This is a genomic window from Phyllobacterium ifriqiyense, from assembly GCF_030817885.1.
GTDB classification, from domain to species: Bacteria; Pseudomonadota; Alphaproteobacteria; order Rhizobiales; family Rhizobiaceae; genus Phyllobacterium; species Phyllobacterium ifriqiyense.
This window is the reverse complement of the sequence record NZ_JAUSZT010000003.1, coordinates 3,054,377-3,066,486: the sequence shown is the minus strand read 5'-3', so window position 1 is coordinate 3,066,486 and position 12,110 is coordinate 3,054,377. Positions and strand designations below refer to the sequence as shown.

The 12,110-nt window shown below is 53.2% G+C and carries 14 protein-coding genes; 11 read left to right on the top strand and 3 right to left on the bottom strand.

Going from position 1 to position 12,110, the window contains the following annotated elements:
• The first annotated feature begins 2 nt into the window (after window positions 1-2).
• The 10 genes from phnL (at window position 3) to dusA (ending at window position 9,245) form a co-directional block, all read left to right on the top strand.
• The gene (gene phnL / locus QFZ34_RS22580) at window positions 3-713 is read left to right on the top strand and encodes a phosphonate C-P lyase system protein PhnL (protein WP_307285836.1); all 711 of its coding nucleotides are present in this window, start codon (window positions 3-5) and stop codon (window positions 711-713) included.
• Complete coding sequence (locus QFZ34_RS22575) at window positions 710-1,324, top strand: DapH/DapD/GlmU-related protein (protein WP_115052707.1); 615 nt, start codon at window positions 710-712, stop codon at window positions 1,322-1,324. The genes phnL and QFZ34_RS22575 overlap by 4 nt, the downstream gene beginning before the upstream one ends.
• Window positions 1,325-1,419: 95 nt before the next feature.
• The gene (gene phnC, locus QFZ34_RS22570; RefSeq protein WP_115052708.1) at window positions 1,420-2,253 is read left to right on the top strand and encodes a phosphonate ABC transporter ATP-binding protein; all 834 of its coding nucleotides are present in this window, start codon (window positions 1,420-1,422) and stop codon (window positions 2,251-2,253) included.
• 78 nt (window positions 2,254-2,331) lie between these two features.
• Window positions 2,332-3,243, top strand: a complete 912-nt coding sequence (gene phnD, locus QFZ34_RS22565) for a phosphonate ABC transporter substrate-binding protein (RefSeq protein ID WP_307286597.1) — start codon at window positions 2,332-2,334, stop codon at window positions 3,241-3,243.
• A 70-nt stretch (window positions 3,244-3,313) separates the two neighbouring features.
• Window positions 3,314-4,282, top strand: a complete 969-nt coding sequence (phnE, locus tag QFZ34_RS22560) for a phosphonate ABC transporter, permease protein PhnE (protein ID WP_307285829.1) — start codon at window positions 3,314-3,316, stop codon at window positions 4,280-4,282.
• Window positions 4,279-5,610, top strand: coding sequence for a phosphonate ABC transporter, permease protein PhnE (phnE, locus tag QFZ34_RS22555; protein ID WP_307285826.1), 1,332 nt, complete (start codon window positions 4,279-4,281; stop codon window positions 5,608-5,610). Before phnE (QFZ34_RS22560) ends, phnE (QFZ34_RS22555) begins: the two co-directional genes overlap by 4 nt.
• A gap of 66 nt (window positions 5,611-5,676) precedes the next feature.
• Window positions 5,677-6,384: a DUF1045 domain-containing protein gene (locus QFZ34_RS22550; protein WP_307285823.1), complete on the top strand. Its 708-nt coding sequence runs from the start codon at window positions 5,677-5,679 to the stop codon at window positions 6,382-6,384.
• Between the two features lies 1 nt (window position 6,385).
• Entirely contained in the window at window positions 6,386-7,525 is a 1,140-nt protein-coding gene (locus QFZ34_RS22545) for an alpha-D-ribose 1-methylphosphonate 5-triphosphate diphosphatase (RefSeq protein WP_307285815.1), read from the top strand.
• Window positions 7,525-8,154 (top strand): phosphonate metabolism protein/1,5-bisphosphokinase (PRPP-forming) PhnN, encoded by a 630-nt coding sequence (gene phnN / locus QFZ34_RS22540; RefSeq protein ID WP_307285814.1) that lies wholly within the window; start codon window positions 7,525-7,527, stop codon window positions 8,152-8,154. Before QFZ34_RS22545 ends, phnN begins: the two co-directional genes overlap by 1 nt.
• Before the next feature lie 86 nt (window positions 8,155-8,240).
• Window positions 8,241-9,245, top strand: coding sequence for a tRNA dihydrouridine(20/20a) synthase DusA (dusA, locus tag QFZ34_RS22535; protein WP_307285810.1), 1,005 nt, complete (start codon window positions 8,241-8,243; stop codon window positions 9,243-9,245).
• On the opposite strand, the gene QFZ34_RS22530 is transcribed toward dusA, so the two are convergent.
• From QFZ34_RS22530 to QFZ34_RS22520, 3 genes are read right to left on the bottom strand one after another with little or no spacing between them, the layout of a single operon-like run.
• A complete protein-coding gene (locus tag QFZ34_RS22530) occupies window positions 9,242-9,943 on the bottom strand; it encodes a TIGR02281 family clan AA aspartic protease (protein ID WP_115052715.1) in 702 nt (233 codons plus the stop codon). The two genes, dusA and QFZ34_RS22530, sit on opposite strands and share 4 nt — an antisense overlap.
• A gap of 1 nt (window position 9,944) precedes the next feature.
• Window positions 9,945-10,172 (bottom strand): DUF1289 domain-containing protein, encoded by a 228-nt coding sequence (locus QFZ34_RS22525; protein WP_307285806.1) that lies wholly within the window; start codon window positions 10,170-10,172, stop codon window positions 9,945-9,947.
• An 18-nt stretch (window positions 10,173-10,190) separates the two neighbouring features.
• Window positions 10,191-10,964, bottom strand: coding sequence for an adenosylcobinamide-GDP ribazoletransferase (locus tag QFZ34_RS22520; RefSeq protein WP_307285803.1), 774 nt, complete (start codon window positions 10,962-10,964; stop codon window positions 10,191-10,193).
• A gap of 122 nt (window positions 10,965-11,086) precedes the next feature.
• Here QFZ34_RS22520 and cobT point away from each other — a divergent pair, with 122 nt between their 5' ends.
• Entirely contained in the window at window positions 11,087-12,106 is a 1,020-nt protein-coding gene (gene cobT / locus QFZ34_RS22515; protein WP_115053267.1) for a nicotinate-nucleotide--dimethylbenzimidazole phosphoribosyltransferase, read from the top strand.
• The last annotated feature ends 4 nt before the right edge of the window (window positions 12,107-12,110 follow it).

Sequence of the window (12,110 nt, the reverse complement as noted above, 5' to 3'; positions counted from 1 at the left end):
CCATGCCGACACCTCTCGTTGTTTCCGATGTTGCCAAGAGCTTCACCATGCATTTGCGTGACGGCATTTGCTTGCCGGTCGTGGCCAATGTTTCCTTCTCCATTAAAGCAGGGGAATGCGCGGTGCTGGGTGGTCCTTCCGGTGCGGGTAAAAGCTCGATTCTCAAGATGATCTATGGCAATTATGCTGCCGATACCGGCCAAATCATCGTGCCTTACCGGGACAGGTTGGTTGATGTTGCGGCGGCAGACGCGCGCACAATGCTTGGCATTCGACGCGATCTGATTGGCTATGTAAGCCAGTTTCTGCGCACTGTGCCGCGCGTTTCTGCCCTTGATGTTGTAGCTGAGCCATTAGTGGCACGCGGCATTGATCGCGATGAAGCGCGCGAAAAGGCAGCCGCTCTTCTCGCGGGGCTTAATTTGCCGGAACGGTTGTGGTCACTGCCGCCGGCGACATTTTCGGGTGGCGAGCAGCAGCGCGTTAATATCGCTCGGGGCTTTATCACGGATCATCCCATTTTGTTGCTTGATGAGCCTACCGCATCACTCGATGCCAGAAACCGCGATGTTGTGGTTTCAATGATCCGCGACAAGAAAAATGTGGGCGTTGCAATGCTTGGCATCTTCCACGATGACGATGTGCGCGAAGCAGTCGCTGACAGGATTATCGATGTCACGGCGTTTTCGGCTCAAATCGGAGTGGCCGCATGAGTCGTCTGTCTGAAATACCTTTGGTGCATGAAACCGCAACGGTTCAGGATTCCACGCTGGGCCGTTACACGGAAGTTTCCGAGCGTTGCCGCATAAGCGAAGCTACGCTCGGCGACTATTCCTACATTATGCAGGATGGCGCCGTCTGGTGTGCGAAGATTGGCAAATTCGCCAATATTGCAGCCAGCGTTCGTATCAACGCGACCAACCACCCGACATGGCGTCCGACACTGCATCATTTCACCTATCGTTCCGCCGAATATTGGGATGATGCGGGAGTCGACGACGAGTTTTTTGAATGGCGTCGGTCAAATCTTGTCACCATTGGGCACGATGTGTGGATCGGTCACGGATCAACAATCCTGCCCGGAGTGACTGTTGGTGACGGGGCGGTTATCGGTGCTGGAGCCGTCGTCTCGAAGGATGTTGCGCCCTACACAATTGTTGGCGGTGTTGCGGCCAAAAAAATCCGGGACCGATTTGATCCCCATACTGCGGAGCGTCTGCAAAGGTTGGCCTGGTGGGATTGGGATCACGCAAAATTACGTGCTGGGCTGGATGATTTCCGCACATTGGAGATCCAGGAATTCCTGGAAAAACATCACGTTTAGATACAGCCCAAAGTTGTCACGAAACTGAGACAAAACTGCCATTGCAGGTTCACATAAACCCTCTACCACAGGCTGACGCCAACAGAGGTTAATTGATGCTGAAAATCGAAAACGTGACGCGGCGCTTTGGCAATAATATCGCCATAGACAACGTCAATGTAGAAATTCCGCAGGGTCAGATGGTTGGCATTATTGGCCGGTCGGGAGCGGGTAAATCAACGCTGCTGCGCATGATCAACCGACTGATCGATCCGTCGGAAGGTGCCATCATTTTTGAAGGCACGGATGTTGCGAAATTGCGTGGCAGCAATCTGCGGAATTGGCAGCGCGATTGCGCAATGATTTTCCAGCAATTCAATCTTGTGCCTCGTCTTGATGTTCTCACCAATGTCCTGCTTGGCCGTCTCAATCACCGTTCGACAATCAAAAGCCTTCTGGGCATTTTTTCGCGTGAAGAACGCGCCATGGCCATAGCCGCGCTTGAGCGGTTGGATATTGCAAAGACGGCCCTGCAGCGCGCCGGCACGCTTTCCGGCGGCCAGCAGCAGCGTGTCGCTATCGCCCGCGCCTTGATGCAGAATCCCAAAGTCATTCTGGCGGATGAGCCTATCGCCTCGCTGGACCCGCGCAATGCGCAAGTGGTTATGGAATCACTGCGTGATATCAATGAGCGCGAGGGCCTTACGGTCATAACCAATCTGCATACGCTCGATACGGCGCGTCATTTTTGCCAGCGGATCATCGGTATGCAAGGAGGCAAAATCGTATTCGACGGCGGGCCGGACGACCTGACGGAAATGGCTGCTCGCCGGATTTACGGTGCTGACGGCCTCAAGGACGCATTTTCAGAAGCTATTACATCGACCAGTATTTCGCGCGGCGCGCCAAAACCCATTCCCGAGCTTGAGGCTATTCTGGCCGCTCGCTGAGAGATCGTCTAGCCCACGTCACGGGCAACCATGAACAGATCACAAACTCAAACAGACGTTTGACAGGAGAGACCAATGTTGCTCAAAAAAGCCCTTCTTGGTGCGATCGCAATCGGCGCAATGCTTGCCGGTTCGATGGCTCGTGCAGAAAACCTCGAAACATTCCGCGTTGGCATTATCGGCGGTGAGAATGAAGCTGATCGCCTGCGCAATTATCAGTGCATTGTAGACCAGCTGCCAAAGGTACTTGGCGTAAAGAACGTCAAACTATTTCCTGCTACGGACTATGATGGCGTTATCCAGGGCTTGCTCGGCGGTACGTTGGATTATGCAGAGCTTGGCGCATCTGGTTTCGCAAAAATCTATCTCGCAAACCCGAAGGCTGTTGAACCAATCCTGACAACAGTCCAGACAGACGGCGCCACCGGCTATTATTCGATCATGGTTGCCCGCAAAGATAGCGGCATCAAGACGTTAGCCGACATGAAGGGTAAAAAGCTGGGTTTTGCTGATCCAGACTCAACCTCCGGTTATCTTGTTCCAGTTACGGCTCTGCCAAAAGACATCAAGACCTCTGTGAAGGATTACTTCAGCGAAACCGGCTTTGGTGGCGGACACGAAAATCTTGTGCTTGCTGTCAAAGATGGCAAGTTTGATGCTGGTACGACTTTCGGTTCGGGTGTTGGCAAGTTCGATGAAGGCTATACCTCCGGCAATTTGCGCAAGATGGTCGATAAGGGCATTATCGACATGAAGGATTTTGTGGAATTGTGGAAGTCACCATTGATTCCAAATGGCCCGATAGTCGTCCGTACTTCGCTAGACAGCGACATGAAGACAAAGTTTAAAAACTTCATGATGGAACTTCCAAAGTCAGATCCAGCCTGCTTTGCAGCAACGATGGGCGGCGATTTCAAAGGCTACACAGAAGTAAACACTGAATTCTACCAACCCATCATTGACGCTCGTAAGGCGCAGATCGGCGGTTAATTCAATCACCCTTTCACGGCCAGATCACTTGATCTGGCCGTGATTTTTTATGCTCTGGAAGGATAAGCCCATGAGCCGCGCCAATTCGACAGAACTAACGCCTGAAGGAATAGAGATCGAGCGTCATTGGCAAGAACTTGCCAGCCGTCGCCGTGCATATTCCTGGTTGATCGGCATTGGCTTGCTCATTGCTGTTTCGGGTTCGCTTTGGTTTGCAAACGAGTCAAATGCGGGCAAGTTCTTTGACCGGCTGCCACATTTCTTCGATTTCGCTGGGGATTTGATTCCGCGCGATGGGTGGGAAGTCTGGCGCGCCTTGTTCGATCTGCCATCACCCTATTTCGATGGAAGCTTGAAATTCGACTACCCGGAGGGCCGGGTTTACATTTTCAGTGGGCTCTACATTCCCGAATATTTCTACAAAATGCTGGAGACGCTCAATATCGCGATCATCTCGACATTGGTGGGAGCGTTTTTCGGTTTCCTTCTTTGTTTTCTTGCGGCCAAAAACCTTGTGAAGAGCAAGCTGATAAGGTTTGCCGCGCGTCGCTATATGGAAATTCTGCGCGCCTTTCCCGAGATAGTCATCGCTGGGTTCTTCGCCGCGATTCTTTCGCTGGGGCCTATACCCGCTATGTTCGCCGTCGGCATTCACACCATCGGTGCGCTTGGCAAGCTATTCTTCGAAGTTGTCGAGAATGCTGACATGAAGGCAGATGAAGGCCTGCGCGCAGCTGGTGCCAATTGGTTCGAGCGAGTTGGCTTTGGAATTGTCCCACAAGTCATGCCGAATTTCATGTCCTATGCTTTGTTGCGTCTGGAAATCAATGTGCGTGCCTCCACAATCATCGGTGCGGTTGGTGGCGGGGGCATTGGTGAAGAATTGCGCCTTTCCATCGGGCGTGGTCATCAAGCAAAGACACTGGCAATTATATTGCTGCTTTTGGCAACGATTATCGCCGTCGATCAATTTTCTGCCTGGCTCCGGCGACGCCTTGTTGGCAATCAGGCTTTCGCTTTCGGAGGCAAACAGTCATGAGCGCTATAACCTCCCTGAATGTTGCTGACTTCGAAGCCCGCTACCCCGATGTATTCAACCCTTCGATTTTGAAGCGCTTCATGCCCTTGATTATAGGGGCTGGTGTGGTGCTTTATGTTATCTATTGTTGGTGGTTTTTTTCCATCGGCACGGTGCTTGCATCAGGCCAATGGCAGCGGGCTGAAATTTATGCTCGCGACTGGGTGTCTTATGCGATCCGCACAACAGTCCGTATGGGCGCTGAGGGGACAACTATCAGCTATCCGCGGTTTTCAGAGCTTGGTGACAATCCGAAGCCGGATTGGGCGATCAAGCAAGGCAATGATGTCACGATAACATTCGGCACGGGTAAGTCGCTTCAGATCACCCCGACACAGGTTATTGCTACGCGCGGCAGTGAGAAACTCCTCGTGCTCATTGAGCCCGATGGTGCCAAACCTCAGGGAGCTTTGCCTGATTGGGCATCGCTCAAGGAAGATCAGGTCACGGTCAATTTCGGCTTTGCCGGAACCGCCGATATTATTCCAGAGCGGGTCGTTGTCAGCCGACGTTTCTTCGGCTGGGCAAATTTTGTCTTCGATACTGCTTCGCCCTTCTGGAACAAATCCCTTGGCGAAGTCGCATCCATGATTGTCAGCGGCGAGCGTATAAAGCCGGAAATGTCCAATGCTGCACTGGCATTCGACAATATCTGGTACAACTCCTCCTGGCAGCATGGCGATGTCTGGACCAAGCTCCTGCAGACCATTGTCATGGCATTTGTCGGGACCTTGCTTGCAACGCTTGTGTCGTTCCCGTTGGCCTTCATAGCCGCACGCAATATCATGCCGAACTTCTTTGCAAATCAGATCACAAAGCGGTTTTTCGATTTTCTCCGTTCGGTCGATATGCTGATCTGGGCATTGTTCTTTACGCGCGCCTTTGGTCCGGGACCGCTTGCCGGTATTTCCGCTATCTTTTTCACCGATACGGGTACGCTCGGAAAAGTTTATTCCGAAACGCTGGAAAACATTGATGACAAGCAGCGCGAAGGCGTCAAATCTGTTGGGGCGGCGCCCGTAAATGTTCAGCGGTATGGCGTCTTACCGCAGGTACTGCCGGTTTTCGCCAGCCAAGCGCTTTATTTCTGGGAGTCAAACACACGGTCGGCCACCATTATCGGTGCGGTTGGCGCAGGTGGTATCGGACTGAAACTTTGGGAGGCGATGCGCACCAATACCAATTGGCATAATGTTGCCTATATGGTCGTGCTTATCCTCGCGGTGATCTTTATCTTTGATAGCATTTCCAATGCACTGCGCTCCCGCCTGATGGGAAAGCAACAATGAAATTGGCGACGTTCAAAGGCTTGTCATAATCGGAGCGTAACGCGACACTGCTCCGGAGGAATCAAAATGCGCTATGCGATTTATTTTACACCGCCTTCCAGCGATCCATTGTTGAAAGTGGCGGCTAACTGGCTTGGCCGGAATGCCTTTACCGGGCAGCCGGTGCGTCCGCCACAAATTCGCAACCTGGCGCATGAGGAAGTAACGAAGCTTACGGAATCCGCCCGACGTTATGGGTTCCATGCAACGCTCAAGGCACCCTTTCATCTGGCCGAAGGGGTGGAGGAACGGGAGCTCCTGTCCGCATTGATGCATTTTGCGTCCTCCATGCGACCGGTAGAGATTCCCAAGCTGAAGATTGCAAATCTTGACGGTTTCTTTGCTCTGGTTCCTGAAGAACCCGTGGCGAAGCTAAACCAGTTGGCCAATGATATTGTCGTTGCATTTGATCGTTTTCGCGCGCCGCCCAGCGTGGCGGAAATCGCAAGGCGAAATCCTGAGAAAATGAGTGTTTCGGAGCGGCGTAATCTTGAACAGTGGGGGTATCCTTATGTGTTCGATGATTTCCGTTTTCACATGACGCTTACCAATCCCGTTGCGGAGCAAGAGCGGGAAAAGATCGCTCAAATGCTGAGCGAATTTCTGGAGCCTGTTCTCGAAGAGCCTGTTGAGATCAACAATATCGCATTGTTTATCGAGGCGGAGCCCGGTGCCCCATTCGAAGTACATTCCCTGCATCCCTTGGCAGGAACGAACATAAGAAAGACCGCTTGAAATGTCCGCCGAACTTGTATTGAACAACGCCAAAATCGTTCTGGAAAATGAAGTAATTCCCGGTTCCGTCCTTATCCGCGACGGTAAAATCGCCGATATTTCGAACACCTCCGCATCGGGCGGAGAAGATTTCGAAGGCGACTATCTTATTCCTGGGCTGATTGAGCTGCACACGGACCATCTTGAAGGCCATTACATGCCGCGCCCCAAGGTCCGCTGGAATCCTATTGCTTCCGTCCTAGCCCATGATGCGCAGATTGCCACATCGGGTATCACCACCGTGCTCGATGCCTTGCGCGTCGGTATGGATGAAGATGCCGAAATGACGCCGCAGGAAATCCGTAAGCTGGCGGATGCAATAGAAGACAGTGTGCAGCAGGATCGCCTGCGCGCTGATCACTATTTTCATCTGCGCTGCGAGGTGTCGGCGGCTGACTGCCTGGATGGATTTGCATTTTTCGAAAATGACAACCGGGTTCGTCTCGCATCGCTCATGGATCACGCACCGGGTCAGAGGCAGTTTGTCAATCTTGAGACCTACGCAACCTACTACCAGCGTAAGCTGAAATTATCCGATGTTGAGTTTAATGCATTCTGCGAAAAGCGGATGGCGCAATCGGCGACGAATTCCGGTCCCAACCGCAAAGCTATTTCAGATTTTTGCCGTGACCATGGTATCGTTCTTGCCAGTCATGACGATGCGACGGGCGCGCATGTTGATGAGGCGGTCGAGCAGGGTATTCAGGTTGCCGAGTTTCCAACGACTCTTGAAGCCGCAGCTGCATCCAAACAGGCGGGTCTTTCAGTGCTGATGGGCGCGCCGAATGTTGTTCGCGGCGGTTCGCATTCGGGCAATGTTTCGGCGCGAGAGCTTGCCGAGCATGGATATCTGGATATCCTCTCGTCGGATTACATTCCGTTCAGCCTTATCCAATCGACATTCTTCATGAGCGAGACTGTCGATAATATTACGCTTCCCGAGGCTATCCAGCTTGTGACCAGAAATCCGGCCAAGGCCGTAGGGTTCGAAGATCGTGGTGTCATCGAGATTGGCAAGCGCGCGGATCTTGTTCGCGTTCGCGTCGATGAGCACATCCCGGTGGTGCGTACAGTATGGCGCGAAGGCCGAAGAGTGGTGTGATGACAGCTTCTGCTTCAATAGAGCGCTTGCTTGACCCTGCAGCTGACTACGTTCGAAATGGCGTATTTGTTGCGGTCGTCGGTCCAAGTGGTGCCGGTAAGGATACCATTATCGACTATGCTCGAATGGTGTTAAAAGATGAGCCGGGATTTCATTTTGTACGCCGCGTGGTAACTCGCCCATCGTCCGTCGATGCGGAGGATCATGATACGTTGAGTGAGGCGGAGTTCTCGAAGGCGTTGCAATCGGGTGCTTTTTCGCATCAGTGGGAAGCGCATGGCCTATGCTATGGTTTGCCTAAATCCGTCCATGATGAAATCCGGCTGGGAGCTGTCGCAATAGCAAATGTTTCGCGCGGTATCGTTCCGAAGCTTCGTGCGACCTACGCAAATTTTGCCGTAGTCCACATTACGGCTTCGCACGAGGTGTTGGCTAAGCGGCTCGCGGCGCGAGGCAGGGAAAGTGCCGACGAAATTCAACGTCGCTTGATGCGGGCTGGTGCAAATCCTTGCGATCCTTTGGACGCCATCATGATTGACAATTCCGGGGACGTGGCAAAAGCCGGAGGCGAATTCGTTGCGCTGCTGAGAAAGATGGCGGTGAAAGCGGCAATCTCCGAACAGGTTTGAGCCACACAGCTGCTGGAGTGGACATTTGTGCCTCAGGATATTATGTGAATGCATAACAACATATCCGAAACCAGACAGCGAAAAAAATGCCAGTTAGCAGTGCTTATGGCGCCAACCGCTTCGCGGTAGCGCCGATGATCGACTGGACAGACAGGCATTGCCGGACTCTGCATCGCCAGTTCACGCGCTATTCTCTGCTTTATACCGAGATGATCGTTGCCGATGCTGCCATCCACGGAGATCGGGAGCGGATACTGGGTTTTGCGAATGAGGAACAGCCGGTTGCGTTGCAATTGGGTGGCTCTGACGCTGCCAAGCTGGCGGAAGCTGCTCGCATTGGCGAAGCAATGGGATATGTGGAAATCAACCTGAACGTAGGCTGCCCGTCAGACCGGGTTCAATCGGGAACATTTGGCGCTTGCCTTATGAAAACGCCGGAGATCGTTGCGCAGGCCGTTCTTGCCATGAAGCGGGCGGTCGATGTCCCGGTTACCGTTAAGTGCCGCATTGGTGTCGATGATCAGGATACAGAGATAGCGTTGAACAATTTGGCGAAAGCCGTGTTCGACGCTGGTGCCGATGCTCTGTGGGTTCATGCCCGCAAGGCTTGGTTGAAGGGGCTTTCACCAAAGGAAAACCGCGATATTCCGCCATTGGACTATGATCGCGTCTACCGGCTTAAGCAGCAATATGTGAATCAATTCATTGGGATAAACGGCGGTATTCAGACCATCAGCGAAGGCCTTCAGCATTTGAATCATGTTGATGGCGTGATGCTCGGCCGGGCTGTCTATCATAACCCGATGATGCTCGCTGAAGTTGATACTGCCATTTACGGCAATGAGAACGGCCCGGCGTCGATCGATGCCATTATTGATTATATGTGCCATTATGCGGATAGGCATATAGCGGCTGGCGGGCGATTGTCTCACATAGCGCGCCATATGGTCGGGCTGTTTCATGGCGCTGCCGGTGCGCGGCGCTGGCGGCAAATCTTGTCAACAGAAGCCAATCAAACAGGTGCGACCAGCAATGTCATACGCCGCGCCTATGCGGCTGTTCAGAATGCTGCCATCGAAAAAGCGGCCTAATCAGTCAGGACCAGCCGGTCCCCCCGAACTGAAAAACCACTGAGTGTGTTAAGAAAGTTCATGCCAAGCAAGCTGCCGTCCATACGGCCATCTTGCGTTACCATGGCGCGCATATTCCGCCGCTCGATATCGCCAATTTTTATACTGTCGATTGTGATGTTTGCAGCATTTGCAAGGCCGTTAGCCGTCATAACGGGCGTGCTGTAGTTAAGTTTATCCGGATCGATACCCGCTCTGCGTGCATCATCTGCCGAAAGCACGATGGACGACGCGCCGGTGTCAATCATGAAGGGTACGGTTTCGCCATTAACCTGTCCGCGCACTTCGAAGTGCCCGTTTTCTGCCTTGGCCAGCGTTACAGAAACCAGTCCATCTCCATCCCGCATGGAAATCGGGCTGCCGGGTATCAGGCCCGCGGTAATACGATGGCCAACATCCTGCAATTCATAGCGATATTGGTATCCGGTCACGAGGGTGAGAATAATAACGATCCATACGGCGAGGTTGCGCAAGGAATGGCTGAGCGGAATTCCCGAACCCAATAGCGCAGACCCGACAACAACGCCCAATATGCCAAAATAGGCCAGGCGCGCGAATGAATCATTGGCAATGCCGAATGTCGAACCCGCATCATTGTTTGTTACCAGTAGCAACAGGACAATGCCGATAAGAGCGATGGCGATCCAAAACACACGCATTCTATTGCTCCTGCTTTTCCCGCGCCATGCGAGTGCGACGGGTTTCCCGGCGCGGGCGCCGTTCCAGCGTGGCGAGGCGGGCAGGGAGCGTGGCCATGATGGAGTGGCGATTATCCGCAGACATCATGATCCATCCGGCGATTTCATCGCGCGTACGTCCACAGCCGAAACAATAGCCGGTCTTTATGTCGATCGCGCATACGAGAATGCAGGGTGACTCAATACTCATACAGCAAATCTGGTGCGATTAGAGGGCAATGACAAGCCCAAGCTGCAGCGTAATTGCAGTCAATTGCTGTATGGCTCCCAGCGTATCGCCGGTTTGCCCGCCAATTTTATCCCGGCACAGTCTGCTGAACCCGAAAAATACCAGAGTAGTTAAAGCGGCAGCAAGGGTAATCGCCAAAAGCCCGCCAGCAATACCGAATGTGATGACCCCGATAATGGCGGCAGAAATGAGCGCGAAATTGGCTGCTGATGCATCGGGTATTCCGGCTGTGTCAGCAACGCCACCATTTCGCGCCGAGGGCAGGATTTGCCAGAATTTTACCAATAATCCGCGGCTGGCAGCTTCCGTTCCGATCACGATAAGAACGACTTGAAACAGACTGACTTCATCAATGATGGTTGCCAGTAGCGCTATCCGCAGCAAGATCGTCAGAATCAGTGCCAATGTGCCATAGGAACCGTTGCTGGAGTCTTTCATGATCTCCAGGCGGCGTTCCGCCGTCGCGCCGCCAAAAAAGCCATCAGCCACATCTGCCAAGCCGTCTTCATGCAGTGCGCCGGTGGCCACGATCAGCGCCGTAACAGCAAGGATTGCGCTAATACTCTCTGGAAGGTCAAAGGCATTGCAAATCAGAATGATTATTACGGCAGGCAAAGACAGAACGACTCCAGCCAAGGGAAACCCGCGCACACTGTCTGCCAGCTTCCCGCTAAATCTATCGAACCAGCTTGACGCGACGCTTATGCGAGAAAGAAATGCCAGCGAGCGCATCATATCTGTGATCAGGTCCATGTTGCACACCTTGGTTGACAGGTCGCGACACTCTGCGCCGAACGTTGACCTTTGCGTTTTCCCATACAGCGCTTATAGGACGGGTAAATCTGATTTGCCATGAAGAGTTGACCGCAAGGAACATCATGACCACTGGCCTGCCATTTGACGACTTCCGCACCCTTATCGAAACTTTGCCTGGCCCGGATGACGCGGCTGTTGCAGTCGTTCGCAAACGCGACTCCATGTTGACCAAACCGCCGGGCGCGCTGGGGCGTCTAGAAGAAATTGTTGAGTGGCTTGCAGCATGGACAGGAAGGTCGCAGCCGCAGGTGACACGGCCATTGGTTGCTGTTTTTGCCGGAAATCACGGTGTTACCGCAAAAGGCGTTTCACCATATCCATCGTCTGTAACGGCCCAAATGGTTGAAAATTTTGCTGCTGGCGGCGCTGCTATCAACCAGATTTGCATTGCCAATGATCTCGGCTTGAAAATCTTTGATCTAGCGCTGGAATATCCAACCGCCGATATCACTGAAGATGCCGCGATGGACGAAAAGACCTGCGCCGCAACCATGGCATTCGGTATGGAATCGATTGCAGGCGGTACTGATCTGCTTTGCATTGGCGAAATGGGAATTGGCAACACTACAATCGCTGCCGCGATTTTCCATGCGCTTTATGGCGGGGCGGCGGAAGATTGGGTTGGTCCGGGCACCGGGTCCGACAGGGAGGGAATGAAGCGCAAAGCCGATGCCGTACGTGCTGCGGTCGCTTTGCATGGATCGCATCTCAAGGATCCGCTGGAGGTGTTGCGCCGTCTTGGCGGTCGTGAAGTGGCGGCCATGGTGGGCGCGATCCTGGCGACGCGCGTTGAGAAAATACCGGTCATTATTGATGGCTATGTAGCCACCGCTGCGGCTGCAATTCTACATACCGCCAATCCCGAGGCGATTGATCATTGCCTGATCGGCCATGTGTCGGCCGAGCCTGGCCATCACAAGGTGCTTGAGCGGCTTGGGAAGAAGCCGCTTCTCGATCTGGGCATGAGATTGGGTGAGGGCACAGGTGCTGCGCTTGCGGCAGGGATCGTCAAGGCTGCAGCGCTTTGCCATAGTGGCATGGCGACATTTGAGCAGGCAGGCATCAGCAATCGCGATTAATTGA

Excerpts from the sequence above, each read along its gene's own strand:
- phnL (WP_307285836.1), top strand. The coding sequence starts at position 3 with ATGCCGACACCTCTCGTTGTTTCCGATGTTGCCAAGAGCTTCACCATG.
- QFZ34_RS22575 (WP_115052707.1), top strand. The coding sequence starts at position 710 with ATGAGTCGTCTGTCTGAAATACCTTTGGTGCATGAAACCGCAACGGTT.
- phnC (WP_115052708.1), top strand. The coding sequence starts at position 1,420 with ATGCTGAAAATCGAAAACGTGACGCGGCGCTTTGGCAATAATATCGCC.
- phnE (WP_307285829.1), top strand. The coding sequence starts at position 3,314 with ATGAGCCGCGCCAATTCGACAGAACTAACGCCTGAAGGAATAGAGATC.
- phnE (WP_307285826.1), top strand. The coding sequence starts at position 4,279 with ATGAGCGCTATAACCTCCCTGAATGTTGCTGACTTCGAAGCCCGCTAC.
- QFZ34_RS22550 (WP_307285823.1), top strand. The coding sequence starts at position 5,677 with ATGCGCTATGCGATTTATTTTACACCGCCTTCCAGCGATCCATTGTTG.
- QFZ34_RS22545 (WP_307285815.1), top strand. The coding sequence starts at position 6,386 with ATGTCCGCCGAACTTGTATTGAACAACGCCAAAATCGTTCTGGAAAAT.
- phnN (WP_307285814.1), top strand. The coding sequence starts at position 7,525 with ATGACAGCTTCTGCTTCAATAGAGCGCTTGCTTGACCCTGCAGCTGAC.
- dusA (WP_307285810.1), top strand. The coding sequence starts at position 8,241 with ATGCCAGTTAGCAGTGCTTATGGCGCCAACCGCTTCGCGGTAGCGCCG.
- QFZ34_RS22530 (WP_115052715.1), bottom strand. The coding sequence starts at position 9,943 with ATGCGTGTGTTTTGGATCGCCATCGCTCTTATCGGCATTGTCCTGTTG.
- QFZ34_RS22525 (WP_307285806.1), bottom strand. The coding sequence starts at position 10,172 with ATGAGTATTGAGTCACCCTGCATTCTCGTATGCGCGATCGACATAAAG.
- QFZ34_RS22520 (WP_307285803.1), bottom strand. The coding sequence starts at position 10,964 with ATGGACCTGATCACAGATATGATGCGCTCGCTGGCATTTCTTTCTCGC.